Annotated in this window: 21 protein-coding genes; 8 read left to right on the top strand and 13 right to left on the bottom strand. The window is 67.1% G+C overall.

The features are described from left to right. Nucleotides 1-18 precede the first annotated feature (18 nt). From ACOZHM_RS18145 to lpxH, 4 genes are all read left to right on the top strand, one after another. Nucleotides 19-2,937: a TonB-dependent receptor domain-containing protein gene (locus ACOZHM_RS18145; RefSeq protein ID WP_421570705.1), complete on the top strand. Its 2,919-nt coding sequence runs from the start codon at nucleotides 19-21 to the stop codon at nucleotides 2,935-2,937. Between the two features lie 147 nt (nucleotides 2,938-3,084). After that, complete coding sequence (locus ACOZHM_RS18140; protein ID WP_421570704.1) at nucleotides 3,085-4,221, top strand: glycosyltransferase family 4 protein; 1,137 nt, start codon at nucleotides 3,085-3,087, stop codon at nucleotides 4,219-4,221. Further along, complete coding sequence (locus ACOZHM_RS18135) at nucleotides 4,202-4,744, top strand: phosphatase PAP2 family protein (RefSeq protein ID WP_421570703.1); 543 nt, start codon at nucleotides 4,202-4,204, stop codon at nucleotides 4,742-4,744. Before ACOZHM_RS18140 ends, ACOZHM_RS18135 begins: the two co-directional genes overlap by 20 nt. 18 nt (nucleotides 4,745-4,762) lie before the next feature. Further along, a complete protein-coding gene (lpxH, locus tag ACOZHM_RS18130; RefSeq protein ID WP_421570702.1) occupies nucleotides 4,763-5,503 on the top strand; it encodes a UDP-2,3-diacylglucosamine diphosphatase in 741 nt (246 codons plus the stop codon). 67 nt (nucleotides 5,504-5,570) lie between these two features. Here lpxH and ACOZHM_RS18125 read toward each other — a convergent pair whose 3' ends face one another. Then, nucleotides 5,571-6,824 (bottom strand): M12 family metallo-peptidase, encoded by a 1,254-nt coding sequence (locus tag ACOZHM_RS18125; RefSeq protein WP_421570700.1) that lies wholly within the window; start codon nucleotides 6,822-6,824, stop codon nucleotides 5,571-5,573. 219 nt (nucleotides 6,825-7,043) lie between these two features. Between ACOZHM_RS18125 and ACOZHM_RS18120 the strand changes: the two genes are divergently transcribed. Further along, complete coding sequence (locus ACOZHM_RS18120; RefSeq protein WP_421570699.1) at nucleotides 7,044-8,531, top strand: DUF2235 domain-containing protein; 1,488 nt, start codon at nucleotides 7,044-7,046, stop codon at nucleotides 8,529-8,531. Nucleotides 8,532-8,902: 371 nt separating this feature from the next. Here the strand turns inward: ACOZHM_RS18120 and ACOZHM_RS18115 are convergent, their stop codons facing one another. From ACOZHM_RS18115 to ACOZHM_RS18085, 7 genes are all read right to left on the bottom strand, one after another. After that, entirely contained in the window at nucleotides 8,903-9,694 is a 792-nt protein-coding gene (locus tag ACOZHM_RS18115; protein ID WP_421570733.1) for a ferritin-like domain-containing protein, read from the bottom strand. Nucleotides 9,695-9,767: 73 nt separating this feature from the next. Further along, entirely contained in the window at nucleotides 9,768-11,234 is a 1,467-nt protein-coding gene (gene purF, locus ACOZHM_RS18110; protein WP_421570698.1) for an amidophosphoribosyltransferase, read from the bottom strand. Nucleotides 11,235-11,263: 29 nt separating this feature from the next. Then, entirely contained in the window at nucleotides 11,264-12,061 is a 798-nt protein-coding gene (locus tag ACOZHM_RS18105) for a CvpA family protein (RefSeq protein ID WP_421570697.1), read from the bottom strand. A gap of 12 nt (nucleotides 12,062-12,073) precedes the next feature. After that, a complete protein-coding gene (locus ACOZHM_RS18100) occupies nucleotides 12,074-13,102 on the bottom strand; it encodes an SPOR domain-containing protein (protein WP_421570696.1) in 1,029 nt (342 codons plus the stop codon). Between the two features lie 101 nt (nucleotides 13,103-13,203). Continuing rightward, nucleotides 13,204-14,478, bottom strand: coding sequence for a bifunctional tetrahydrofolate synthase/dihydrofolate synthase (gene folC, locus ACOZHM_RS18095; protein WP_421570695.1), 1,275 nt, complete (start codon nucleotides 14,476-14,478; stop codon nucleotides 13,204-13,206). A 65-nt stretch (nucleotides 14,479-14,543) separates the two neighbouring features. After that, a complete protein-coding gene (locus tag ACOZHM_RS18090) occupies nucleotides 14,544-15,188 on the bottom strand; it encodes a histidine phosphatase family protein (protein ID WP_421570694.1) in 645 nt (214 codons plus the stop codon). A gap of 194 nt (nucleotides 15,189-15,382) precedes the next feature. Continuing rightward, nucleotides 15,383-17,548 carry a S46 family peptidase gene (locus ACOZHM_RS18085; protein WP_421570693.1) on the bottom strand — a complete coding sequence of 722 codons (2,166 nt, stop codon included), beginning with the start codon at nucleotides 17,546-17,548 and terminating at the stop codon, nucleotides 15,383-15,385. A gap of 193 nt (nucleotides 17,549-17,741) precedes the next feature. Here ACOZHM_RS18085 and tdh point away from each other — a divergent pair, with 193 nt between their 5' ends. Further along, nucleotides 17,742-18,764, top strand: coding sequence for an L-threonine 3-dehydrogenase (tdh, locus tag ACOZHM_RS18080; RefSeq protein ID WP_313348133.1), 1,023 nt, complete (start codon nucleotides 17,742-17,744; stop codon nucleotides 18,762-18,764). 86 nt (nucleotides 18,765-18,850) lie between these two features. On the opposite strand, the gene ACOZHM_RS18075 is transcribed toward tdh, so the two are convergent. Next, entirely contained in the window at nucleotides 18,851-19,552 is a 702-nt protein-coding gene (locus ACOZHM_RS18075; RefSeq protein ID WP_421570692.1) for a TorF family putative porin, read from the bottom strand. 192 nt (nucleotides 19,553-19,744) lie between these two features. Here ACOZHM_RS18075 and kbl point away from each other — a divergent pair, with 192 nt between their 5' ends. Further along, nucleotides 19,745-20,956: a glycine C-acetyltransferase gene (kbl, locus tag ACOZHM_RS18070; RefSeq protein WP_421570691.1), complete on the top strand. Its 1,212-nt coding sequence runs from the start codon at nucleotides 19,745-19,747 to the stop codon at nucleotides 20,954-20,956. Nucleotides 20,957-21,044: 88 nt separating this feature from the next. On the opposite strand, the gene ACOZHM_RS18065 is transcribed toward kbl, so the two are convergent. The 4 genes from ACOZHM_RS18065 to ACOZHM_RS18050 form a co-directional block, all read right to left on the bottom strand. Then, on the bottom strand, nucleotides 21,045-21,386 hold the full coding sequence (locus tag ACOZHM_RS18065) for a hypothetical protein (RefSeq protein WP_421570690.1): 342 nt from the start codon (nucleotides 21,384-21,386) through the stop codon (nucleotides 21,045-21,047). Between the two features lie 56 nt (nucleotides 21,387-21,442). Next, nucleotides 21,443-22,282, bottom strand: coding sequence for a pseudouridine synthase (locus ACOZHM_RS18060; RefSeq protein ID WP_421570689.1), 840 nt, complete (start codon nucleotides 22,280-22,282; stop codon nucleotides 21,443-21,445). 19 nt (nucleotides 22,283-22,301) lie between these two features. Further along, on the bottom strand, nucleotides 22,302-22,811 hold the full coding sequence (locus ACOZHM_RS18055; RefSeq protein ID WP_421570688.1) for a hypothetical protein: 510 nt from the start codon (nucleotides 22,809-22,811) through the stop codon (nucleotides 22,302-22,304). Between the two features lie 170 nt (nucleotides 22,812-22,981). Then, nucleotides 22,982-24,067, bottom strand: coding sequence for an OmpA family protein (locus ACOZHM_RS18050; RefSeq protein WP_421570687.1), 1,086 nt, complete (start codon nucleotides 24,065-24,067; stop codon nucleotides 22,982-22,984). A 370-nt stretch (nucleotides 24,068-24,437) separates the two neighbouring features. Between ACOZHM_RS18050 and ACOZHM_RS18045 the strand changes: the two genes are divergently transcribed. Beyond that, nucleotides 24,438-25,460, top strand: a complete 1,023-nt coding sequence (locus ACOZHM_RS18045) for a zinc-binding alcohol dehydrogenase family protein (protein ID WP_421570686.1) — start codon at nucleotides 24,438-24,440, stop codon at nucleotides 25,458-25,460. Nucleotides 25,461-25,530 lie beyond the last annotated feature (70 nt).

Raw genomic sequence — 25,530 nt, 5'->3', positions numbered from 1 at the left:
AACGAGAGAGAGAGCCGCATGAATTCACGCATCAACGTATTGGGGCAGGCGATCCGCTTTGCCCTGGTCGCCGGTACCGCTGGCCTGGTGGCCGCGCCGGCCATGGCACAGGACGCGCCGAACCCCACCAATCTGGACCGCATCGAAATCACCGGTTCGCGCATCCGTACCGTTGATGTGGAAACCGCGCAGCCGGTGTTCGCCATCAGCCGCACCGATATCGAACGCCAGGGCTTCAGCTCGGTGGCCGACATCCTGCAGAACGTGACGGCGATGGGCAGCCCGACGATCAGCCGCGCCAATGCGCTGACCGCCGGTGAAAATGCGGGCGGCACCTACATCGACATGCGCAACCTGGGCACCCAGCGCACGCTGGTGCTGGTCAATGGCAAGCGCCTGGGCATCAGCACCTCCGGCTACCAGGACGTGTCCACCCTGCCCGTCTCGGCCGTCGAGCGCATCGAAGTGCTGAAGGACGGCGCCTCGGCCATCTACGGCTCGGACGCGATGGCCGGCGTGGTCAACATCATCACCCGCGGCAACGTCACCGGCGTCACCGCCAACGTCTACCACGGCCAGTACAGCGAAGGCGACGGCGCGCGTGACCGCTTCGACGTGGTTGCCGGCTGGAGCAACGACCGCATCTCGCTGACCCTGTCGGCCGAACACGCCGAAGAAAAGGGCGTATGGGCGCGCAACCGCGGCTTCAGCCAGTACGGCATGACCGACCGCCATCCGCTGGATTCCAGCAACTGGACCACCATCAGCCAGTACGGCCAGGTCACCGGTCTGCGCGGCCCGGGCTGCACGGCCACCGCCGGCTGCGGCTACTCGCTCAACCGTGGTTCGGACCCGACCCTGCCGGGCAACTACCACCGCACCGACACCACCCCGTTCACGGGTGATGTGAGCAACGCCAACGACCAGATGCACGTGATGTATCCGCTCAAGCGCGATTCGGTGTACTTCGATGGCCGCTTCGCGATCACCGACAGCATCAACTTCCGCACCGAGCTGGGGTACAACGAACGCGAGTCGACCCGCCAGATCGCCGGCTATCCGCTGCAGTCCAGCACCGCTGGCGTCGGCTCGATGTCGATCAACAGCTACTTCAACCCGTTCGGCAACCAGCATGGCTATGCCACGCCCACCGCGGTGGCCTGGAACCGTCGTACCTGGGAAGTCCCGCGCGTTACCACCAGCAACCTGAAGACCTACCGCGCGGTGGCCTCGTTCGACGGTTCGTTCGACATCGGCGAGCGCTACTTCGACTGGGAAGCGGGCTACCAGTACAACCGCAACGAGCTGGAGTCGGTGGCCACGGGCAACCTGCACAAGGCGCGCGTCGCCGGCGGCGTGGGCCCCTCGTTCCTCAATGCGTCGGGCCAGGTGCAGTGCGGTACCGCCGCCGCCCCGATCTCGTTCGACGTGTGCAAGCCGTGGAACCCGCTGGTGGCCTACGGCGTGACCGCGCCGAACGGCCTGTACGGCAATGAAGCACTGCAGGAATGGCTGTTCCCGGAAGAAACCACCAAGGGCCGCACCACCTCCAAGAACTTCTTCGCCAACATCGCCGGTTCGATCGTGACCCTGCCGGCCGGTGACCTGGGCTTCGCCTTCGGCGTTGAAAGCCGCAAGGAAGAAGGCAAGTACACCCCCGATGCGCTGGCGCAGACCGGTGCCACCACCAACCTGGCCGCCGGCCCGACCGGTGGCGACTACACCGTCAATGAAGCCTACCTGGAGCTCAACATCCCGGTGCTGGCCGACCTGCCGGGTGCCAAGGAACTGACCTTCAACGGTGCCACCCGCTTCTCGGACTACGACACCTTCGGCAACACCCTCAACAGCAAGTTCGGCTTCAAGTGGAAGCCGATCGACTCGCTGATGGTGCGTGGTACCTGGGCCGAGGGCTTCCGCTCGCCGACCATCAACGACCTGTTCGGTGGCGGTTCGGAAACCTTCGCCCAGTTCAGCGATCCGTGCGACACCGTGTTCGGTGCCTCGCGCAGCAGCGCCGAAGTCCGCGCCCGCTGCTCGCGTGACATCGCCAATGCCGCCACCTTCCGCCAGCTGCGCCAGGGCGGCACGCCGGTGACCGTTGCCACCGATGCCACCCCGGTGCCGTTCACCTCCGGCTCGAACCCGCTGCTGACCCCGGAAACGTCCAAGAGCAAGACGCTGGGCCTGGTCTGGAGCCCCGGCTTCATCCAGAACTTCAACGCCTCGCTGGACTGGTGGAAGATCCGCATCGACAACACCATCATTTCCGATTCGCCCAGCCAGATCCTGATCGACTGCTATGAGCAGGGCATCGACGCGCGCTGCACCCGCTTCGATCGCGATCCGGTCACCGGCATCGTGACCAACCTGAAGTTCGGCAACCGCAACGCCGGTTTCCTGGAAACCGAAGGTTACGATCTGGACCTGAACTACCGCCTGGACACCGACTTCGGCAAGTTCTCGCTGAATTCGGCCACCACCTATGTGTCCAGCAACATCTACCGTTCGACCAACGACGCCAGCGTCGTGCCGACCACCACCAACGGCATCGGCAGCGGCTTCCGCATCCGTTCCAACATGGTGCTGGGCTGGGACCTGGAGAACTTCGGCATGAGCTGGACCGCCCGTTACTACTCGGGTGTGAAGGAACAGTGCGCCAACATCGCGCTGTACCCGGAAGAGTGCTCGGATCCGAACCAGTACGCGCCCTGGTACAAGGGGTCGCGCAACTACAACGAACGCGGTTCGGTCACCTTCCATGACGTGCAGGTGCGCTACAGCCTGCCGTGGGATGCCACCGTCTCGGTCGGTGCCAACAACGTCTTCGACCGCCTGGGCCCGATCATGTACAGCAAGCCGAACTCGGCCTTCTCGTACTACGGCGGGTATGACATCGGCCGCTTCATCTACATGAAGTATCAGCAGCGCTTCTGATCGCCCCGCGCGGTTGATGCACGATGACCACGGCCCTTCGGGGCCGTGGTTTTTTTTGTGCCTGAAACCGCGTCATTTGCCGGTCATGGTCATGTCATGTCGGCTACATGGCCAACCCCGAGCATGCCTTCAAACCGGAGGCCCGCCATGCGCTATGCCATCGTCACCGAAACGTATCCCCCCGAAGTCAACGGCGTCGCCCTGACCGTGCAGGGGCTGGAACAGGGTCTGCGCGCGGCCGGCCACCAGGTGGACCTGGTCCGCCCCCGCCAGGGTAGCGAGGACGATGCCGACGGCGCGCTGCTGGTCCAGGGCGCCGGGCTGCCGCGCTACCCGGGCCTGCGCTTCGGCCTGCCCGCCCCGAAGCGGCTGGCACGGCAGTGGCAGCAGCACCGCCCCGATGCGATCTACATCGCCACCGAAGGCCCGCTGGGCTGGTCGGCGCTGCGCGCCGCACGACGCCTGGGCATTCCGGTGGCCAGCGGCTTCCATACCCGTTTCGACGAATACCTGCCCGACTACGGCGTGGCCTGGCTGCAGGCGGCGGCACTGCGCTGGATGCGCCGCTTCCACAACCAGGCCGATGCCACCCTGGTGCCCACCCAGGAGCTGCAGCAGTTCCTTGCCAGCCAGGGCTTCGACCGCGTGCGCCTGCTGGCGCGCGCGGTGGACAGCAGCCAGTTCGACCCGCAGCGGCGCGACCCGGCGCTGCGCGAGGAATGGGGCATCGAGGGCAGCGGGTTCGCGGCGATCTACGTGGGCCGCATCGCGCCGGAGAAGAATCTTGCACTGGCCGTGAAGGCCTTCCGCCGGCTGCAGCAGGTACGGCCCAAGGCGCGCTTCGTCTGGGTCGGCGATGGCCCCTCGCGCGAGAAGCTGGCGCATGAAAACCCCGACTTCATCTTCTGCGGCGTGCAGCGCGGCGAGGCGCTGGCCCGCCACTTCGCCAGCGGCGACCTGTTCCTGTTCCCCAGCCGCAGCGAGACCTTCGGCAACGTGACGCTCGAGGCCATGGCCAGCGGCCTGGCCACGCTGGCCTTCGACTACGGCGCGGCGCGCGAGCACCTGCGTACGGACGAGAGCGGCGTGGCCGTGGACGATGACAACGGCTTCGTCGAAGCGGCGGTGCGCCTTGCCGGCGACGACGCGACGCGCGAACGGCTGGGCCGCAACGCAGCGGCGGCCATGCAGCGCCTGCACCCGCAACAGGTGGTCGCCGAATTCGAGACCCTGCTGGCCGAACTGGCCAGCGCGCGGAGGCCGCATGCCGACCACGCCGCTTGACGCCCTGCGCGGGCGCGAAACCCGCTGGTGCCGCCGTGCCAACCACTACTGCCGGCGCCGCCGCGTGCGCCGGCTGTTCGCCGCGGTCAGCCGGCTGGGTGACGGCGTGTTCTGGTACGCGTTGATGGGCGCGCTGGTGCTGCTGGATGGCTTCGACGGCCTGCGCGCCTCGCTGCACATGGCCGCCACCGGGCTGATGGCGCTGCTGCTGTACAAGGGCCTGAAGCGCTGGACCCGGCGCCCGCGGCCGTATGCCGCCGACCTGCGCATCCGCGCGTGGGTGGCGCCGCTGGACGAATTCAGTTTCCCCTCCGGGCACACGCTGCACGCGGTGTCGTTCACCATCGTCGCGCTGGCCTACTACCCCTGGCTGGCCCCGATCCTGGTGCCGTTCACGGCGGCGGTGGGGGTGTCCCGGGTGGTGCTGGGGCTGCATTACCCCAGCGATGTGCTGGCCGCCACGGCGATTGCCACCGCCCTGGCCGGCGCCAGCCTGCAATGGTTGCCATTGCCGGTTTGGTAACCGAATACAATGGCGGGCATGACCACGCTGTTCATCTCCGATCTGCATCTGGACCCGAGCCGTCCAGCCATTACCGACCTGTTCCTGGCGTTCCTGCGCGATGAGGCGATGCACGCCGAGGCGCTGTACATCCTGGGCGATCTGTTCGAAGCCTGGATTGGCGACGACACGCCCTCGCCCGCGGCCGATGCCGTTGCCGACGCCCTGAAGGCGGTCGCCGACGCCGGCGTCCCGGTGTACTTCATCCGCGGCAACCGGGACTTCCTGGTCGGCGAAGAGTACGCACGCCGCGCGGGCTTCCGCATCCTTCCCGATCCCAGCGTCATCGACCTGTACGGCACCCCGGTGCTGCTGCAGCACGGCGACCTGCTGTGCACCGACGATGTGGCGTACCAGCAGTTCCGGGCACAGACCCGCGACCCGGTGTTCCAGGCGCAGTTCCTGTCACAGCCGCTGGCCGCACGCATCGCCTTCGCGCAGAAGGCGCGCGATGCCAGCCAGGCACGCCAGTCGGAAATGAAACAGGGCGACCGCGCCACCTTCGAGACCGTCACCGACGTTGCGCCCGACGAGGTGACCGCCACCTTCGTGCGTCACGGCGTGGACACCCTCATCCATGGCCACACCCACCGCCCGGCCATCCACACCCTGCAGGCCGGTGGCCGTGCCTGCACGCGCATCGTGCTGGGCGACTGGTACGAACAGGGATCGGTACTGCGCGTCACTCCACAGGGCTGGACGCTGGATTCATTGGCGTAAATCCGCCCTGCCGGTAGCACACGACTGTTGGTCGTGTGCTCCGGTTGGTCGTGTGCTACCGACTCCCTCAACGGAACGCGGCGATCGCAGCCTTGGTGTTGACCAGCACGCGCTGGTTGTCCGCACTGGAGGCAATGCCCATCGGCACCCCGTTGTAGCTGATGTTGGGGTTGGACCAGAAGTTCAGGCGCGGGCAGCCGGCCGTGCAGTCGTAGGCCATGATGGTGCGCCAGCGCGCGCCGGTGGCGGGCTGGTAGCGGTAGCCGTGGCCATACGCATACGGCGAAGTGCTGGAGTCAGTGGAGATGTCATGCCGCGCGCTCTGCAGGTGGCCGATCTCGTGCGCGAACGAGTAGTAGCCCGTTGCGCAGTCCCAATACACCGCCGCAAACGCGGTCGACGCCGTGGAGCCGATGCCCGATGCCAGGCCGCAATAGCTGCTGTTGTTGATCAGCAGTACCGCCACATCCGCCGCGGTGCTGTTGCGGGTGGTGTGGATCGCATCCATGTAGCCATCACTGGTGGAGCGGAAGCGCGCCAGGTCCGTGCTGAAATCGCCCGACTCGGTATACGTCACCGCCTGGTAACCGGCCAGCTGCATGGTGATGCCGACGTTGCTGTTGGTGTAGCCCTGGTTGGACTCGGCCACCGCCAGCTGCACCAGCGACTGCATGTTGCCGCCATACGCGGCCACCGCAGCATTGGTGGCCGCTACCAGCACGCGGATGGTGGCCGGGGTTCCCGATGACGCCGCCGCAATGCCGGCGCGGTCACTGACCGGCATGTCGATCTTCGGCAGGGAGTTGTAATCGGCCGGGTGCTCTGCCGGCATGCGCGACTCGTCCACCTGCACCAGCACGTGGCGGCCGTCGCTGAGCGGACGCAGGCGATACAGCGTGCCGTCCTTGCGGATCGAGCCGGTCACCGTACCGGCGTTCTGCACCAGGATCACCGAATTGCCCGGGTCCTGGGTGCTGGCCTGGCGGGTCAACTTCGAACTCGCGTCACGCAGGCTGCCGTACCAGATGGCGCCGCCATCCGGCAGCGATTCCACGCGCTGCTGAAGCGCCTGCACCGGCGTGCCGAGCAGCTCGAACTCCAACTGTCGCTGCGCGGCCACCACCGCACCGGCATCCACGCGGACCTCCTGCACGGCGGCCGTGGACGGCGCCGACAGCACCGCCTGCGCAGCCGGCTGGCTGGCCGCACTGGCGCGGCTCAACACCGTCACCGGCTCGAACAAGGGTGCGGCGGCGGCGGTGCCGGCCACCGCCAGGAACAACGTGATCGCACTTGCGGTCTTTCTCATCGAACTGGACATCGTGTCGTCTCTCTTTGAGTGAACATCGGAAGTGAACGTGTTCGCGCTGCCGCCCCTCTCGGCAGGCCGAACCATCTGGCGCTAATTGATCGCGTGAATTCAATAGAGCCGGTCGATCAATTTGCGGAACTGTGACAGGCAGCCACAGCGGTTCAGCAACGTCGCGTCCGCGTTGATTTCGCGCTACCGTTGTTGCGCATCGACAGGGGAACCGAGGCCATGGCAGGGCAGCTCACTCCGACCACCACCGTGCCGGTCACGCTGCAGATCGGCCTGTTTTTCGATGGCACCCGCAACAACGCCGACAACCTGCTGCGTGCCTCGCGCCCGCCCGGCAGCACCACCCCCGCGCCGCGGCCGCCCGCGCCGGCCGTGCTGGCCGACGACGCCTCGCCCTACCAGAGCCGCCTCACCAGCAGCTACAGCAACGGCCTGACCAACATCGCGCGGCTGCACGCGCTCTACCCCGACCAGCGCCTTCAGCCAGCGTCCATGCCGGGCCTGCTGTCGCTGGCGATCTACATCGAAGGCGCCGGCACCCGTACCGGCGAGGACGACGACCTCATGGGCCTGGCGTTCGGCATCGGCCGCACCGGCGTGAAGGCCAAGGTCCGGCGCGCACTGGACGAACGCCTGCCGGAAGCCCTGCGTGCCTTGTCGCGACGGTTCCCGCAGCAGGTGCTGGCGCAGGTGCGGCTGGACCTGTTCGGCTTCTCACGCGGCGCCGCGTCCGCGCGCGATGCCGTCAACCGGCTCAACCGTCCCGATGGGCACGCCTGGCTGCAGGAACAGCTGCGCCGCACCGGCTGGCAACTGGCCACGCCACTGCCGCTGCGCCCGGTACGCATGATCGGCCTGTTCGACACCGTCGTGGCGATCAACCCACGCCAGCACGACGAACTGCCGCAGGTCGGCCTGGCAGCCGACTGCGCGGACAACGTCCTGCAACTGGTCGCGCGCGACGAACACCGCCACTTCTTCCCGCTCACCACCGTGGCGCCGCCCCATGAAGAGATCGCCCTGCCCGGCGTGCACGCCAACATCGGCGGCGGCTACGACCAGCGCATCGAGGGCCCCAAACTACTGACCCGTCCGCAGGGCCAGCGCATCCGCGAGCACGACGTGCCCGATACTGCCGCACCGCCGTTGGCACTGCTGCGCAGCACCCAGGTCTACGCGCGCGCACAGGCCGACTGCCGGCGCTGGCAGGCCGAGCTCGGACTGGGCGACGACACCATCTGGGTGGATGTGTGGCACCGCTGGCAGCAACTGCGCATCGCCGGCAGCGACAGCGTCCTGCCGCAGTGGGTGCTGTTCGCGCATGCGGCCGTAGTGCTCAAACGCGAGATCGACTGGCGCTACCAGCTGGTCGCGCTGCGACTGATGCACCAGCGCGCGGCGGCAGCGGGTGTGGTGTGGGCGCAGCAACCGGACGATGATCCGACGTTGGCGTTGCCGCCGGAACTCGCACCGATCGCCGCGCGCCTGCTGGCCGGGAAGCCGCTCGAGGCAGCGCAGGAATTGCTGTTGCGCCAGCGCTACCTGATGCAATCGGCGCATTGGAATTTCGATGCGTTGGGCGACACCGCGTTGTTGTATGCGGCCGATGATGCGACGCGTGAATTGCCGTATCGGCCGGGGCCGGGGTTGTTTTACATCAACCGGCCAACGGAAGACGGGAGGCGCGTGGTGTTGAGGAATGTTTAATGGCGTTTTGAATTTCGTGGACGCAGATTGTTTTCATGCGCCATCGCGTGGTTCACCGTTATCGGCAGTGGTGCTCCTCCGCATCCTGCGGCCGCACCACTTGTGCATCCATGCACGTCGTCGTTGGGATTCGACCCTACCGGGACGGGCCGCTTTTACCTTGGCCACCAACCACCTGTCGAAGGTGGGTCGGGGCGGGTTTGCGGGACCGCAGAAAACATGGATGTTTTCTACGAGCCTCCAAGGACGGATTCACGGCGTGTCCCGCAAACCCGCACCGTCCCGCCAACCCAGAAGATCGTGGGCCACCGGCTGTTCGCCCAAACGCATGAAGCCGGGCAAAGCCCGGCGCCAAGTCAACGTCGACGACCCTATGGCGACCGGCCGGGCGTGCGCCCCGCCTGCTCGATCAGATCCGCCAACTCATCCTGCTCGAATCCCGCCAGCAAGCGCGCCTCGAGATTGAACGGGCCGTACAAGAAACCGTTGGCGTATTCCTTCAACAACGCGATGAAACGCGCGCGCGGCTCGACGCCCGCACGCTCGCAATACCACCGGTACCAGCGCGTACCGGCAGCCACATGCGCGACCTCCTCGCGCAGAATGATCTCCAGCACATCGGCCGTCGCATGGTCGTTGACCGAGCGCAGCTTGAGGATCATCCCCGGCGTCACATCCAGTCCGCGCGCTTCCAGCACGCGCGGCACCAGCGCCATGCGCGACAGACCATCATGCGCCGTCTTCTCGCACATCTCCCACAACCCGTTGTGCGCCGCGAAATCGCCATAGGCATGGCCATGCGCCTGCAACCGTCCATTCAGCAGCTCGAAGTGCCGCGACTCGTCGTCCGCAACGCTGACCCAGTCCGCATGGAACGACCCCGGCAGCCCGCGGAAGCGGTATACCGCATCCCAGGCCAAGTCGATCGCATTGAGTTCGATATGCGCAATCGCGTGAATGAACGCCGCGCGTCCTTCCGCATTGCCCAGCCCACGCCGCGCCACATCGCGCGGGTGCACCAGCTGCAGTTGCGGCGGCCGGCCGGGCATGCGGATCGGCTCGGGCGGCGGCGCATCCGCGCGCGCCTTCAACTGCCCCGCACGGAACTGCGCCGCGTAGTGCTGCGTCAACGCCACCTTGCGCAGCGGGTCCGCTTCGGCCATGCACAGCTGCGCCGCGCGCAGCAGATCACCGGCCGCATCCTCCAGCGGCAGCTGCGCGCTCACCCGCCGTGCCTCAGGCGCGACGCTTGTGCTTGGCGTCATCCGAACGCAACTGCTGGATGCGCTCGAAATAGCCCGGCTCGATACCGGTCGGGTAGACACCGTTGAAGCACGACGAATCGAACGACTTCAGCTCCGGGTTGCCCTCGCGCACCGCCGCTTCCATGTCTTCGATGTCCTGGTAGATCAACCAGTCGCACCCCAGGTGCGCCTCGATCTCTTCCACGCTGCGGTTGTGCGCCACCAGTTCCTCGGCGGCCGGCATATCGATGCCGTAGATGTTCGGGTAACGCACCGGCGGCGCCGCGCTGGCCAGGTACACCTTGCGGGCGCCGGCGTCGCGCGCCATCTGCACGATCTGCTGGCTGGTCGTGCCGCGCACGATCGAATCGTCCACCAGCAGCACCACGCGGTTGCGGAACTCCAGGTGGATCGGATTGAGCTTGCGGCGCACCGACTTCACCCGCTCACCCTGCCCCGGCATGATGAACGTGCGGCCGATGTAGCGGTTCTTGATGAAGCCTTCGCGGTACTTCACCCCGAGCGTATTGGAGATCTCCAGCGCCGCGTCGCGCGACGTGTCCGGAATCGGAATGATCGTATCGATGTCATGGTCCGGACGCAGGCGCAGGATCTTCTCGCCCAGCTTGATGCCCATGCGCATGCGCGCCTTGTGCACCGACACATTGTCGATCATCGAGTCCGGGCGCGCGAAGTACACGTACTCGAAAATGCACGGGCTGTGCTCGGCCGGCTCCGCGCAGACTTCCGAGAACAGCTCGCCGCGCGCGGTGATGACCAGCGCCTCGCCCGGGCGCACATCGCGCACGCGCTGGAAGCCCAGCACGTCCAGCGCGGCGGACTCCGAGGCCACAATGTACTCATCGCCTTCGGCGTGGGCGCGCTTGCCCAGCACCAGCGGGCGGATGCCGTGCGGATCGCGGAAGGCGACCAGGCCCAGGCCCAGCACCACGCTGATGACCGCATAGCCGCCCTTGCAGCGGCGGTGCACGCCGGCCACCGCACGGATCGCCGCTTCCGGGGTCAGCTGGCGCTGCGCGTCCAGTTCGAAGGCGAACACGTTCAACAGCACTTCGCTGTCCGAATCGGTATTGACGTTGCGGCGGTCCTGTTCGAACACCTGCTGGCGCAGCGCCTCGGTATTGATCAGGTTGCCGTTGTGGGCGAGCGCGATGCCGTAAGGCGAATTGACGTAGAACGGCTGCGCCTCGTCCATGCCTTCCGAGCCAGCGGTCGGGTAGCGCACGTGGGCGATGCCGACGCGGCCTTCCAGCGTGGACATGGTCTTGGCGTCGAACACATCGCGCACCAGCCCGTTGGCCTTCTGCACGCGCAGACGGGTGCCGTCGGCGGTGGCGATGCCTGCCGCGTCCTGGCCGCGATGCTGGAGGACGGTCAGGCCGTCATACAACTGCCCGGCGACGTTCTGATTGCCGACGATTCCGACGATGCCACACATGGTGCGAATCTCCGCTGGGCTGGGCCCATCTACTGTGAAGGTGGCCGTGCCTGGCCGGGGGAACCGTTCCGTGCCGGAGCGGTGTCGTCCGGGCGCACGAGCGCCGGGTCGATGTTCTGGGGGGAGGCTGGCCGGGCGCCTGGAGCCCACACGTCGGCGGGGTCCACCGCCTGCTGCGGGGTCTCATCCAGCGGTCGCGGCCATCCGCGCCCACCCAGCAACTGGCCAAGGACGCCATTATCGCCTGTCCGGCCCGGCTTGCCCAACTCCGCCCCGGGCAGTTGCGCCATGTTCACCTCCGGCAGCGCCGTCGGCATGCCCGGCAGGCCCTGCATCTGCTTCAGGTCCGGCAGCTCGGGCAGCTCGGGCATGCGGGGCATCTTGGCCTGCATCCAGCCCACGCCGGGGTCCAGCAGCGCGCGCAGGTGCGAGTCGCGCCAGGTCGCCTCACGGGTCAGCGGGGTGTAGGACGCCAGCAGTAGCAGCGCGCAGCCGATCAGGGCGCCACGCGCCAGGCCCAGGCCGCCGCCCATCACCCGGTCGGCGCTGTTCATGCTGGTCGAGCGCACCGCCTGGCGGATCACCAGGCCGATCGCCCAGACCGACACCATCACCAGCAGGAACACGGTGAGGTAGCCGGCGAAGTAATGCCCCGTGCCGGGTGCGGCCGGTGCCGACCACCAGGCGGCGGCGCTGCGCCCGAACATCAGCGCGGCCCAGCCCCCCAGCAGCCACGAGAAGGTGCTGATGACGATGCTGACGAAGCCGCGCATCACCCCGAGCAGGGTCGAGATGCCGATCACCGCCAGCAGCACGAAATCAATCATGCGAAGGCCGCATCAGGGATGCGGCCGGACCATGCCGGCCACGCCGACCTTGGACGCAACCTGTGCCTTGAGGTTCTCCGCCTCGGCTCGATTGGCGACCGGGCCGACGCGCACGCGGTTGAGCGTGCCCTTGTCGGTGCGTACCTGCTCCACGAAGGCGCTGAAGCCGGCGGCGCGGACCTTGTCGCGCAGGGCATTGGCCTCGGCGGCCTGGCCGAAGGCGCCCAGCTGGACGGCGAAGCCCACGCTGCTGGCGGCCGGCGTGGCCGGCACGTCCACCGGCTTGGCGGCGGCCTGTTCGGGTTTGGCCGGGGCCGGCTTGGGCTCCGGCTTGGGGGCTTCGGGCTTCGGTGCCGGCTTGGCCGCCGCGACCGGTTCGGGCGGCAGCGCTTCGGTCTTGACCGTGGCGGCCGCCGGCGCGGCGGCAGCACTGGAGGCTGCGGGTGCCGGCGTGGGGGTCGGGGCGGGCGTCGGGGCGGCAGCCACGGCGGCGCTGTCGGCGCGCGCGTCCAGGGTCACCACTTCGGCCTTCACGTCGTTGCGTACCTTCACCGCCTCCAGGCGGGCGGCTTCGGCCTGCGCGCGGTCGGCATAGGGCCCCACACGCACACGCCAGGCCTGGCGGCCATTGATGGTGGCCGGCTCGCTGAAGCCCGGCAGCTGGGCCTTCTTCAGGAACGCAATCACTGCATTGGCATCGGCCTGGCTGGCATAGGCGCCAAAGCTCACGGCGTAGTTGCCGGCGGCGACGGCCGGCGAGGTATCCGCAGCGGCAGGTTCGGCCGGCGCGGCCGCGTCCTGCTGCGGCGGCTGGGTGCTGGACACGCCGCTCTGCAGGCCGGTGGCGGCACCGGTCGGGGCGACCAGCGGCAGCTCACGGGTCTGGAACTGGCCATCGGCCGGAGCATCCGGCGCGCTGATCGGCACATTGGCCACGCCACTGTCGGGCGCAGGGCCCTTGACCAGCATGGGCAGGAAAATCACGGCCAACGCCACCAGGACGATGGCACCAATCAGTCGCTGTTTCAGAGGAGTATCCACGGAAGGCAGGCAGGGCGGCGCGGCGGAATGCCACGGCGATTATACGGGCGCGCAGGTGCGGCGCGTCGAAGGCGGCTGAACGATGCGCTGCAGGGCCCGCATCAGCGGGCGTGATCCAGCCACTGCAACGCCTGTGCGGCGGTATGGAAAGAGCCGAACACCAGCACGCGGTCGCCGGCGTGCGCGTCGGCCAGTGCCTGCTGCAGCGCCGTGTCGACATCGGCATGGGTGAGCGCGGCGGCGGCGGCCGTGCCGGCCAGGCGCGCGCGCAGTGCGCTGGCGCTCTGTGCACGCGCCCCTTCCAGCCCGGCCAGGTGCCACGCAGCGACGCGTTCGGCCAGGGCCTCCACCACGCCAACCGCGTCCTTGTCCTGCAGCGCGGCGAACACGGCCAGGGTCCGGCCGGCCACCGGCGCGGCCTTGAGCGCGGCGGCAAGCTCGCGCGCGGCCTGCGGGTTGTGGCCCACGTCGACCAGCACCTCCACGCCGTCGCGATCGAACGCCTGCAGGCGGCCACGGATGCGGGCCTGGGCCACGCCGTCGGCGATGGCCGCGCGCGGCAGCGGCTTGTCCAGCGCGCGCAGCGCGGCGATGGCCGAGGCGGCATTGCGCAGCTGGATGGGGCCGCGCAACGCCGGCATCGGCAACTCGATGCGGAAGCCCACGTCGCGCCAGCGCCAGCGCTGCGCATCGATGGCGTCGGCGAAGAAATCACTGCCGCCCCGGATCGCGTTGGCGCCCACCAGGTAGGCGCGTGCCAGCACGCTGGACGGCGGGTCGGTCTCGCCCAGGATCACCGGCTTCCAGCCGCGGATGATGCCGGCCTTCTCGGTGCCGATGGCCTCGCGGTCGTCGCCCAGCCAGTCGCTGTGGTCGATGTCCACGGTGGTGATCACCGCCACGTCGGCGTCGACGATGTTGACCGCATCCAGCCGCCCGCCCAGCCCCACTTCCAGCACAGCCAGGTCCAGCCCGGCCTGCGCGAACAGGTACAGCGCGGCCAGCGTGCCGTACTCGAAATAGGTCAGCGTGGTGCTGCCGCGGGCGTCTTCGATGGCATGGAACGCTGCGACCAGGGCCGCATCCGATGCGTCCTCACCGTCGATGCGCACCCGCTCGTTGTAGCGCAGCAGGTGCGGCGAGGTGTACGCGCCCACCTTCCAGCCCGCCGCGCGCGCGATCGACTCGATGAACGCCACCGTGGAGCCCTTGCCGTTGGTGCCGCCGACCACGATGGTCTGCGGTGCAGGCTGGCCCAGGCCCATCGCGGTGGCCACCGCACGTACGCGCTCGAGCCCCATGTCGATGGTGGCCGGGTGCTGCTGCTCGATGAAGGTGAGCCAATCGGCGAGAGTGTGCGGGCGGGTATTCGTCATGGCAGAAAACTTGGTGCGCGTGAAAAAAAGTAGAGCCGACTGTTAGTCGGCTGCCCCAAAAAAACCTACAACGCCCGATGCTTGGCCTCACCAAAGAACGGCGTGTGGTGCGCACAATCGTTCAACCGCACCACTTCCAGGCTGTCCAGGTCGGCGCCTTCGAGCAGATTCAGCGTGGTCGGTGCCTGGCGGAAGGTCCACAGGCGCGACAGCGGCAGGCCCAGGATGCGGCACAGGATCACCCGGTTGACCGCGTCGTGGGCGACCACCAGCAGCGTGTCGTGTTCGCCCAGGCCTTCGGTGGCGCGGGCCAGGCCGCGCCAGCTGCGGTCCAGCACCAGCCGCAGCGATTCGCCGCCGGGCATCAGCACGGTATCGGGCTCGTCGCGCCAGGCCTGCCGGCGCGACGGGTCCTTGTCATGGATTTCAGTGGCCAGCAGGCCTTCCCACTCGCCGTGGGCGATCTCCTGCAGGTCCGGTTCGGTCAGCAGCATGTCGGCGCGACCGGCGCCCAGCGCCAGCTGCGCGGTGCGCTGCGCGCGCGACAGCGGCGAGGCCACCGCACGGGTGATGTCCACCGACTTCAGGCGTTCGCCCAGCGCCTGGGCCTGGGCTTCGCCGATCGGCGACAACGGGATATCGATCTGGCCCTGGTAACGGCCTTCGGCATTCCACGGGGTTTCGCCGTGACGGGCAAGCAGGATGCGCATGCGAACTAGAGGTCCTTGGGGAGGAGGAAGACAGTCGCAATCGTTCACATGACGTGAACGATCGGGGGGAATGGCCATCATACCTTGCCGGCGCACCGGCCCCGCGCCCGCGCGCCCAACGAAAAACCCCGCGGGTTGCCGCGGGGTCAGGTATCGGTAGCGCCGGCCTCTGGCCGGCACTCGGAACCCTCACCTCACTTCGTGAGGTTCAGCTCCTTCAGCAGCTGCGGCGCCGGGGCCACCTCCTGCATGATCCACTGCATATAGCGGCTGTCCACCGCGATCATGCGGGTCATGACCGGGTCGAACACCCAGTTGGAGCTGACCGATTCCCAGTTGCCGTCGAAGGCCAGGCCGACCAGCTTGCCGTGCGCGTCCAGCACCGGCGAGCCGGAGTTGCCGCCGGTGATGTCCAGGTTGGACAGGAAGTTGACCGGCACCGAACCGATCCGCTTGTCCTCCAGCCCGCCGTAACGCTTGGCCTTGACCGCATCGAGCAGCGGCTTGGGCGAATCGAACGGGTCGGCGCCGGTTTCCTTGGCCACGATGCCCTCCAGCGTGGTGAACGGGGTGTAGGCCACGCCGTCCTTGGGCGCATAGCCCATCACATTGCCGAAGGTGATCCGCAGCGACAGGTTGGCGTCCGGGTAGACGAACTCGCCCTTGCTCTTCTTGTAGTCGGCCAGCGCCTGCAGGTAGGTCGGGCGCGCCAGCAGCGATTCGCCTTCGCGGGTCTTCTTCTGCTCTTCCTGCTTGAGCAGGGCCGGCATGGTCGCCACGGCGTACTGGATCACCGGGTCGGTGCTGGCCTCGAACGCGGCGCGGTCGGCCTTGAACCAGGTCAGGCGCTCGTCCAGGCTGCCCAGTTTGGTGGCGGACAACTTGCCGACCAGGCCATTGACGGCGGCGGCATCGCTGCCGGCCAGCCACTGGTTCAGCACCTCGTTGTTGCGCTGCGCGGCCGGCAGGGCCACGTACTGGTTCAGCCAGTACTGCTGCAGCTGCTGGTCCATCTTCGCCACATAGCGGCGGTCCATCTGGCGCAGGTTGCCTTCGAGGGTGGGCAGGTCACGCTGCTGGTAGCCGGCCTCACGCTCGGCATCGGGCTTGGCGCGTTCGATCGACAGGCGGTACAGCGACAGCGCCGCGGCAACGGCGGAGGTGTTGTTGAACTGGCTCACGAACAGGTCGCGCTCGCGGGTGACCTTGCTGGTATCCAGGTGCTTGATCAGCTGCGCGTGCGCGGCCAGCGCCGGCTTGCCGGCAGCGCCCTGCTTCTTCAGCCAGGCCAGCACGGCCGCTTCCTCGGCCTGCTTCTGGCCGGCCGCGTCGATGCGCTTGAAGCCTTCCAGCTGGCCGGCGTAGTTCTTGGCCACGTTGTTCATGCTGGCGGCGGTGGCGGCGTACTTCACCTTCACGTCGGCATCGGCCTTGCCGGCCTTGTCGATCATCTCCAGCACCGCGTTGTAGTGGCGGGCGATGGTCGGGTAGGTCCAGTCGGCGGTCTCGTTGAACTCACCGGCCAGCGCGTAGCGGTTGGTGCGGCCCGGGTAGCCGGCCACCATCACGAAGTCGTCGGCGCCCAGCGGCTGGTCGGCGAATTTCAGGAAGTGCCTGGGCTGGTACGGCACGTTGTCGGCCGAGAACGCGGCGGGCTTGCCGTCCTTGCCCACGTAGGCACGGTAGAACGAGAAGTCACCGGTGTGGCGCGGCCACATCCAGTTGTCCACGTCGCCGCCGAACTTGCCCACGCTGGACGGGGGCGCGTAGACCAGGCGCACGTCCTTGATTTCCATGTTGCGGAACAGGCGGTAGGTGTTGCCGCCGGAGAAGCTGTACAGGCGGCAGCGGAAGCCGGCGTCGGCCTCGCAGGCGGCGGTCTGCGCCTTGTCGAAGGCTTCCAGCGCGCGGGTGCGGGCCAGCGGGTCCTTGCCGGCGGCGGCGATGGCGGCCTTGGCCTGGTCGGTGACGTCGGTGATCTGGTCCAGCACGAACACGCGGGCGTTGGGGCCGGCGCTCAGCTCGTCCTTCAGGGTTGGCGCATTGAAGCCGTCCTTGATCAGGTTCTTCTCGGCGGTGGAGTTCAGCTGGATCGCACCGTAGGCGCAGTGGTGGTTGGTGACCACCAGACCCTGCGGGGAGACGAAGCTGGCCGTGCAGCCGCCCAGCGCGACCACGGCGCCCATCGGGTCACCGGTCAGGTCCGAGATCTGTTCCGGGGACAGCTTCAGGCCCGCCTGCTTGAGCGGCCCGGCGATTTCAGGCAGCTGTTGCGGCACCCACATGCCCTCAGCGGCATGGGCGGCCTGGACCAGCCCAAGGCTGGCAACGACGGAGAAGGCGAGCAGGTTCGAGCGCATCAAGCGACCCCAAAACGAAAGAACCGCCGATTGTATCCGTGGTGGGGCTATCCATGCGCCACCCGCCACGCAGCGATGAGGTAGAGCCACGCCATGCGTGGCTGCCCTCGCACCGCAACATGCCCCCGCCGCCACCGGGCCTATAATTCCGCCTTTCCCCCAGATGAGTTCCACCCCGATGGCGCAGCAAACAATGAAGGCCCTGGTCAAGCGCGAAGCCGCCAAGGGCATCTGGCTCGAAGACGTGCCGGTGCCGGTGCCGGGCCCGAACGAGGTCCTGATCAAGCTGGAGAAGACCGCCATCTGCGGTACCGACCTGCACATCTACCTGTGGGACGAGTGGAGCCAGCGCACGATCAAGCCGGGCCTGACCATCGGCCATGAGTTCGTCGGCCGCATCGCCGAAATCGGCCCGGGCGTCACCGGCTACGAGATCGGCCAGCGCGTGTCGGCCGAAGGCCACATTGTCTGCGGCCATTGCCGCAACTGCCGCGGTGGCCGTCCGCACCTGTGCCCGAACACGGTGGGCATCGGCGTCAACGTCAACGGCGCCTTCGCCGAATACATGGTGATGCCGGCCAGCAACCTGTGGCCGATCCCCGACCAGATCCCCTCGGAACTGGCCGCGTTCTTCGACCCCTACGGCAATGCCGCGCATTGCGCGCTGGAATTCAACGTCATCGGCGAGGACGTGCTGATCACCGGCGCCGGTCCGATCGGGATCATTGCCGCCGGCATCTGCAAGCACATCGGCGCACGCAACGTGGTGGTGACCGACGTCAACGACTTCCGCCTGAAGCTGGCCGCCGACATGGGCGCCACCCGCGTGGTGAACGTGTCCAACACCTCGCTCAAGGACGTGATGAAGGACCTGCACATGGAGGGCTTCGACGTGGGCCTGGAAATGAGCGGCAACCCGCGCGCGTTCAACGACATGCTCGACTGCATGTACCACGGCGGCAAGATCGCCATGCTCGGCATCATGCCCAAGGGCGCCGGCTGCGACTGGGACAAGATCATCTTCAAGGGCCTGACCGTGCAGGGCATCTACGGCCGCAAGATGTACGAGACCTGGTACAAGATGACCCAGCTGGTGCTGTCCGGCTTCCCGCTCGGCAAGGTGCTCACCCACCAGCTGCCGATCGACGATTTCCAGAAGGGCTTCGACCTGATGGAACAGGGCAAGGCCGGCAAGGTGGTACTGAGCTGGAATTGAGGCCGTCACGATCAACGGTGCGGTACGAAAAAGGCACCCATCGGGTGCCTTTTTCTTTGATCGGTGTATCGACCAGCGGGCGCTGCCTACTTCCCGACGGCGACGGTGAACACCACGCGGTTGTCGGCCAGCTTGCCGGAGTTGTCGCGGCCATTGCCGTCGGTGCCGTAGTAGCCCAGGCCCAGGGTGAACAGGCCCCAGGTGCGGTTCACGCCGATGTTCCAGTCGGTGTAATCCTTGGCGACGGTGTCCTTGAACGTGCTGCGGCCCACGTTGGCGGTCAGGTTGAACTCCTTCGGCAGCGCCCATTCGGTGCCGGCCGCGAAGTACCAGCCGTCGGTGTCGGTATTCCAGACGTCGTTGGTGTAGGCCACGGTCACGTTGTAATGCTCGGCGAAGCTGGTCTTGGTGATCAGCTCGGTGTACGCCAGTTCGCTCGAACCGGGGTAGCTGTAGTGATTGAGCATCACGTCGAAGTTGAGGCTGTCGGTGATGTCCACGCCATAGCCGACGAAGTAGTCGACCTCGGCATCGGGACCGCCATCACCGAAGTCCACGCCCGACCCCCAGACACCGGCGTACAGCCCGACCGGCGAGGTGTAGGTGAAACCGGCCTGCACGGTCGGGTCCTCATCGGTCTGCGAGACGCCGCGGAACACGTAATCGGACACGCCGGTGACGTTCCAGCTGAACGGAGACTCGGCCTCGTCCTGGGCACTGGCGGCAAACGGGGCAAGCAAGGCGGCGCAGAGCACAACGGCGGCGGTACAGCGCGTGGCGTGGTTCATGCGGGGTCTCTCCGGGACGTGGGGGCGGATGCAGCGGGGTTTACAGATTTTTAACCTGATTGATATTGCGATGCAACAATCTCATGCGCAACCGTTTCCGTGTCCAGGGCTTGACCGCCGGTTGCCGGCACGGCCCCCTCGCCCGCCCCGACAGGTAAAATCCCGGTTTTCCCGTGCCAAAGACCGCCTGCCATGACCGACGCCCAGACCTCCCCGCTCACCCAGCACTACGTTGAGGAACTGGAGGCGATCCGCGCCCAGGGCCTGTTCAAGTCCGAGCGCGTGATCACCAGCCCGCAGTCGGCCGAGATCACCCTGGACGACGGCCGCACGGTGCTGAACTTCTGCGCCAACAACTACCTGGGCCTGGCCGACCACCCGGACCTGATCCAGGCCGCAAAGGACGCGCTGGACAGCCACGGCTTCGGCATGGCCTCGGTGCGCTTCATCTGCGGCACCCAGGACCTGCACAAGCAGCTGGAGCGGCAGATCGCCGCGTTCTTCGGCAAGCAGGACACCATCCTGTACGCGGCCTGCTTCGACGCCAACGGCGGCCTGTTCGAGCCGCTGCTGGGTGAACACGACGCGGTCATCTCCGACGCGCTCAACCATGCCTCGATCATCGACGGCGTGCGCCTGTGCAAGGCCAAGCGCTTCCGCTACGCCAACTGCGACATGGCCGACCTGGAGGCCCAGCTGCAGGCCGCCGATGCCGCCGGCTGCCGGACCAAGCTGATCACCACCGACGGCGTGTTCTCGATGGACGGCTTCATTGCGCCGCTGGACGAGATCACCGCGCTGGCGAAGAAGTACAACGCGCTGGTCCACATCGACGAATGCCACGCCACCGGCTTCCTGGGCGCCACCGGCCGCGGCTCGGCCGAGGTCAAGGGCGTTCTGGAGAAGATCGACATCATCACTGGCACCCTGGGCAAGGCGATGGGCGGCGCACTGGGCGGCTTCACCTGCGCCAGCGCCGAGGTGATCGAGTTGCTGCGCCAGCGCTCGCGCCCCTACCTGTTCTCCAACTCGCTGCCGCCGCACGTGGTCGCCGCCGGGATCAAGGCGTTCGACATGCTCGCCGCCGCCGACGACCTGCGCGACACGCTGGCCGAGAACACCGCGTACTTCCGCGAGAAGATGACCGCCGCCGGTTTCGATGTGCGGCCGGGCGTGCACCCGATCAGCCCGGTGATGCTGTACGACGCGCCGCTGGCGCAGAAGTTCGCCGAGCGCCTGCTGGAAGAAGGCATCTACGCGATCGGCTTCTTCTTCCCGGTGGTCCCGCAGGGCAAGGCACGCATCCGCACCCAGATCAGCGCGGCGCATACGCGCCAGCACCTGGACCGCGCGATCGATGCGTTCACCCGCATCGGGCTGGAGTTGGGTGTGATCAAAGCCTGACGAACGGCCGACGTAGAGCGGGGCTCTGCCCCGCTGCGTCGGTCGCCGGGCTGAGCCCGGCGCTACGAAATGACGCGCGCAACGCGCGTCATTTCTTTTTCTTCTTGTCCTTCGGGTCCTGCTTGGTGGCTACCACCACCGGCTTGGCCGCCGGCGCCGCATTCGGGTTGCCCTTAGCCACGCGGATGCCGTTGGACTTCATCCACGCTTCGAACTCGTCGGCGCTCATGCGCTTGTCGCCTTCGCTCATGTTGAAGCGGTAAGCCCCCAGGGCGTCGCGTTCGGACGGCTGGATCTCCACAATCTTGTCGGTCACCGGCGGAGCGGCCTTGGCCACCTCTTTGTGGCCCCCGCAGGCGCTCAGGAGTGCGACCGGCAACAGCAGGCAGGCGCCGCGCAGCAGGGAACGGGTGAGGGGGTGGGCATTCATGGCATTACTCCCGGTAGTGAACGAAATCTCGGTTGCAGGCCATCCCTTGCCCAATCTCACGCATCGGCCACGGCGCCGTCGGCCGTGGCGGCAAGCAGTTCCAGTTCGTGCGGCTCCAGTTCGCGCCAGGCGCCCTTGGCCAGCGTGCCCAGCGGCAGGCGACCAATGCCCACGCGCACCAGGCGCAGCACGTTGATATCGAAGGCGGCCAGCAGCCGGCGGATATGCCGGTTGCGCCCTTCCTCCAGCACCACTTCCAGCCAGGCGGTCTTGTCGCCGCTGCGCAGCAGGCGCGCCTGGCGGGCGCGCAGGAACTCGCCTTCGTCGTCCACGCCCGTGCACAGCGCGGCCAGCTGCGCGGCATCGGGGATGGCATCGATCTGGACGTGGTAGGTCTTGTCCGGCCCGGTGGCCGGATCGGTCAGCTGCGCGGCCCACTGCGGGTCGTTGCTGAACAGCAGCAGCCCTTCGCTGGCCTTGTCCAAGCGGCCCACCGGCGCCAGCCATGGCAGCCCTGCCCCATCGAAGCAGCGGTACACGGTGTCGCGCCCGCGCTCATCCTGCGCGGTGGTGACCAGGCCGCGCGGTTTGTTGAGCACGATGTGCAGGCGGCGCGGCGCATCCAACGGCTGGCCATCGACACGCACTACGTGGCGGCCGTCGATGATCGGGAATTCGGGATTGTTGATGGTGCGGCCATCGACCGTCACCCGGCCCTCGCCAATCCAACGCGCCGCTTCGGTGCGCGAGCACAGCCCGGCCTTGGACAGCACGCGCGCCAGCCCGTGGCGTGGCGCATCGCTGGCCTGGGCCGCTGGTCTGGCGGGAGCGGACGCACGCCGCGGATCGCGGCGTGGTCGAGCGGTTGGCGCGGCTGGGGGTCGACGGTTACGCATCGGGTGCCGCGCGCGTTGCTTACTTCTTGCCGCCCGGCTTGGTCTCAGCCGGTGCTTCGACGGCGGGTGCCGGTGCGGCGGCAGCCGCACGCGGCTTGACCACGCGCACGCCGCGCGACTTCATCCAGGCGTCGAACTCGTCGGCGGTCATGCGCTTGCCGTTCTGGCTCATGTCGAAGCGCCACGGCGTGTTGTCAAATTCAGTCTGCGGCTTGTAGGCCGCCGGGTCGTTCGGCTTGATCGCAGGTGCGCCCGGCATCGCCTTGGCGATGTTCTGGCAGCCGTCAATGCGAAGGCGCTGCAGCACGCTGTCCAGCGACTGCCGCTGGTCGAAGTTGGAGGTCAGCACGCCCGCAGGCATGCCCAGCTGCACGTTGCGGATGTACAGCTCGGACGCCACCGGCGCGATCGCGGTGGCCGGCAGCGGCAGCGGCTTGACGCTGGCGGCCGATGCCGAGCAATCCACGGCTGCGTAGGCGGTGGGAACCAGGGCCAGGCCAAGTGCGGCGGCCAGTGCAATACGCAGCATGGGATGCATCCAGGAAAGGGGTCGACGCGCCGAGTTTAACAGCGCCACAACGGCTTTCAAGGTCTCACATTCAATGAATACGGCAACTTGTTGGATTTCTTATTGATTCCACAAAAAAAACAGGGCCCGGCAATGCCGGGCCCTGTCCTGAGGCTGTACTACCAGAAGGATTAGTTCTGGACGTTCAGCTCGGTACGACGGTTCTTCTCGCTCTTGCAGGCCGGGAAGGTCTGCGGGGTCTGCTCCAACGGACGGCTCTCGCCATAACCGATCGGACCGGTCAGACGGCCGGCACTCACGCCGTTCTCGGTCAGATAGTTGAACACGGTGGTCGCACGACGCTCGGACAGCTTCTGGTTGTAGTCGTCCTTGCCGCACAGATCGGTGTGGCCAGCGACTTCGACACGCAGATCCGGGTAACGGGTCAGGATCTGGGTGGCTTCAGCCAGGATCGCACGCGCGTCCGGACGCAGGGTCGACTTGTCGAAGTCGAAGTTGACGCCCTTCAGGTCGATGGAGACCGGCACCGGGCAACCGTCCGGACCGATGGTCTGACCCGGCTGCGAATCCGGGCACTTGTCGTCGCAGTTGTTGACGCCGTCACCGTCGTCATCCAGGTCTGCGCAGCTCGGGGCAACCGGAGCCGGAGCCGGCACGGCAGCAACCGGCGGCGGGCCCAGCGGGATCACGACGCCGACCGAGGCCAGCACGTCGCCGAACCAGCTTTCGTCCGGAGCAGCAACGCTCTTGTCGTCGAAGTCACCGCGGTAGGCCACTTCGGCGCGAACAGCAACGCGCTTGTCGAAGGTGGTCTGCAGGCCGACGCCGACCTTGGCGGCGAAGTTGCCGTCCTTGCGCTCACCCGGGCTGTCCGGCGACGGGAAGTTGTCGAACTCTTCTTCCGACTTCTGGTAGCCCAGGCCCATCAACAGGTACGGGTTCCAGCCACGGCCTTCGGAGATGAAGTGGCGACGCAGGTCGACCGAGACGCCGTACTGGCTCCAGTTCAGATCCTGGTTGGCATCGAAGTTCGGGTTCTGGTAGTTCAGCTCACCGTCCAGCGACCAGTTGGGGCTGATGAACTTGCCAAGGCCCAGGGTAACGAACGGAGCGTCGTTGGTCGTACGGTCGCTATCCTGGAAGTTGAAGCCAGCCGAACCGGTCAGGTACCAACGGTCATCAAACTCCTGCGCCGAGGCCGCCTGGGCGAATGCCAGGCCGCCCAGCAGCGCGGCAGTGAGGATCTTCTTGTTCATGTAATACAGCTCCTATTTCGGGGGTATGAAACCGGTAGAGGCATGGGCCAGCACTACTGCGTCGTTTTCAGACTGCCGATTCAGCACGCCACCGCCGCGAACATTATGCTCAGGGGAGTGAAGGTGATGTTAACGGTCACGTAACATGTGAAGACGGCGACCAGACCTCCACCGGTCCAGCTGGAGGCACCCTATACAGGTTGATGAAGTTCCGCAAGACCCAACAATGACAAGGGTTTTGCCACTTTCTCAGAGATTTCAAGGACTCGCCACAGTATTTGATGCAGATTCGCGGCATGCATTGATTCAGCGCAGAAACAGGTTCGGTGTCGACCGTATGATGAGGGGAAATTCCCCCCACGGAGTTGCCATGAAAGCCGTAGGCCTGACCCACGCTCTGCCGATTGACGACCCGGATTCCCTGCAGGACATCGAGATCGTCGACCCGGGCAATCCGCAGGCTGCGGACCTGCTGGTGCGCATACAAGCTGTTTCCGTCAACCCGGTCGATACCAAGCAGCGCGTCTCACAAAAGGGCGAAAACGTTCCCGCGCGCGTGCTTGGCTATGACGCTTCCGGCATCGTTGAAGCTGTCGGTCCCGACGTCATCGCGTTCGCTCCGGGCGACGAGGTGTATTACGCCGGCGATGTGACCCGCCCCGGCAGCAATGCCCAATGGCAGTGGGTGGACGAACGTCTGGTCGGCCGCAAGCCAACCACGCTGGATTTCGCCGAGGCCGCCGCGCTGCCACTGACCGCACTGACGGCCTGGGAACTGTTGTTCCAGCGCATGCCACTGCACTTCGATGGGCGTCGCCACGTGGGGCAGACGCTGCTGGTGATCGGCGGTGCCGGCGGCGTCGGCTCCATCGCAACCCAGCTGGCGCGGCATGCGGGCTTCACGGTGATCGCCACCGCATCGCGCGACGCGTCGGCCGAGTGGTGCCGGCGCATGGGGGCCGACCACGTGATCGATCATCACCAGCCCCTGCCCGCGCAGCTGCTGGCGCTGGGCGTCGGCCAGGTGGACGTGGTGCTCAACCTGGCCGATACCGATCGCTACTGGGACGTGATCGGCGAACTGCTGGCGCCGCAGGGCCATGTCGGGTTGATCGTGGAACCGCGTGGCGCGTTGCGCATCGGCGATCCCTACAAGGCCAAATGCATCGGCATCCATTGGGAGTTCATGTTCGCGCGGGCCCGGTTCCGCACGCCCGACATGATCGAACAGCACCGCATTCTCAGCCGCGTGGCCAGCCTGGTGGATGCGGGCGAGCTGCGCTCCACCGCGCACACCTCGCTGGGCACGATCACGGCGGCGAACCTGCGCGAGGCGCATCGCCTGCTGGAAGGCGGCGGCGTGATCGGCAAGCTGGTGCTGTCGGGCTGGTAATGAACGCCGGGCAGGTAATGAAAGCCGGGCAGAGCCCGGCTCTACTGTGTGCGCGCAATCGCATGCATCT

Source organism: Stenotrophomonas sp. PD6 (assembly GCF_049199305.1).
Classification (GTDB): domain Bacteria; phylum Pseudomonadota; class Gammaproteobacteria; order Xanthomonadales; family Xanthomonadaceae; genus Stenotrophomonas.
Note: the sequence above shows the minus strand (reverse complement) of the source record. Positions and strands in the feature narration are given on the sequence as shown.

Bases quoted from the DNA above. Each gene is read 5' to 3' on its own strand.
- ACOZHM_RS18145 (WP_421570705.1), top strand. From the start codon at position 19: ATGAATTCACGCATCAACGTATTGGGGCAGGCGATCCGCTTTGCCCTG.
- ACOZHM_RS18140 (WP_421570704.1), top strand. From the start codon at position 3,085: ATGCGCTATGCCATCGTCACCGAAACGTATCCCCCCGAAGTCAACGGC.
- ACOZHM_RS18135 (WP_421570703.1), top strand. From the start codon at position 4,202: ATGCCGACCACGCCGCTTGACGCCCTGCGCGGGCGCGAAACCCGCTGG.
- lpxH (WP_421570702.1), top strand. From the start codon at position 4,763: ATGACCACGCTGTTCATCTCCGATCTGCATCTGGACCCGAGCCGTCCA.
- ACOZHM_RS18125 (WP_421570700.1), bottom strand. From the start codon at position 6,824: ATGTCCAGTTCGATGAGAAAGACCGCAAGTGCGATCACGTTGTTCCTG.
- ACOZHM_RS18120 (WP_421570699.1), top strand. From the start codon at position 7,044: ATGGCAGGGCAGCTCACTCCGACCACCACCGTGCCGGTCACGCTGCAG.
- ACOZHM_RS18115 (WP_421570733.1), bottom strand. From the start codon at position 9,694: ATGGCCGAAGCGGACCCGCTGCGCAAGGTGGCGTTGACGCAGCACTAC.
- purF (WP_421570698.1), bottom strand. From the start codon at position 11,234: ATGTGTGGCATCGTCGGAATCGTCGGCAATCAGAACGTCGCCGGGCAG.
- ACOZHM_RS18105 (WP_421570697.1), bottom strand. From the start codon at position 12,061: ATGATTGATTTCGTGCTGCTGGCGGTGATCGGCATCTCGACCCTGCTC.
- folC (WP_421570695.1), bottom strand. From the start codon at position 14,478: ATGACGAATACCCGCCCGCACACTCTCGCCGATTGGCTCACCTTCATC.
- ACOZHM_RS18090 (WP_421570694.1), bottom strand. From the start codon at position 15,188: ATGCGCATCCTGCTTGCCCGTCACGGCGAAACCCCGTGGAATGCCGAA.
- ACOZHM_RS18085 (WP_421570693.1), bottom strand. From the start codon at position 17,548: ATGCGCTCGAACCTGCTCGCCTTCTCCGTCGTTGCCAGCCTTGGGCTG.
- tdh (WP_313348133.1), top strand. From the start codon at position 17,742: ATGAAGGCCCTGGTCAAGCGCGAAGCCGCCAAGGGCATCTGGCTCGAA.
- ACOZHM_RS18075 (WP_421570692.1), bottom strand. From the start codon at position 19,552: ATGAACCACGCCACGCGCTGTACCGCCGCCGTTGTGCTCTGCGCCGCC.
- kbl (WP_421570691.1), top strand. From the start codon at position 19,745: ATGACCGACGCCCAGACCTCCCCGCTCACCCAGCACTACGTTGAGGAA.
- ACOZHM_RS18065 (WP_421570690.1), bottom strand. From the start codon at position 21,386: ATGAATGCCCACCCCCTCACCCGTTCCCTGCTGCGCGGCGCCTGCCTG.
- ACOZHM_RS18060 (WP_421570689.1), bottom strand. From the start codon at position 22,282: ATGCGTAACCGTCGACCCCCAGCCGCGCCAACCGCTCGACCACGCCGC.
- ACOZHM_RS18055 (WP_421570688.1), bottom strand. From the start codon at position 22,811: ATGCTGCGTATTGCACTGGCCGCCGCACTTGGCCTGGCCCTGGTTCCC.
- ACOZHM_RS18050 (WP_421570687.1), bottom strand. From the start codon at position 24,067: ATGAACAAGAAGATCCTCACTGCCGCGCTGCTGGGCGGCCTGGCATTC.
- ACOZHM_RS18045 (WP_421570686.1), top strand. From the start codon at position 24,438: ATGAAAGCCGTAGGCCTGACCCACGCTCTGCCGATTGACGACCCGGAT.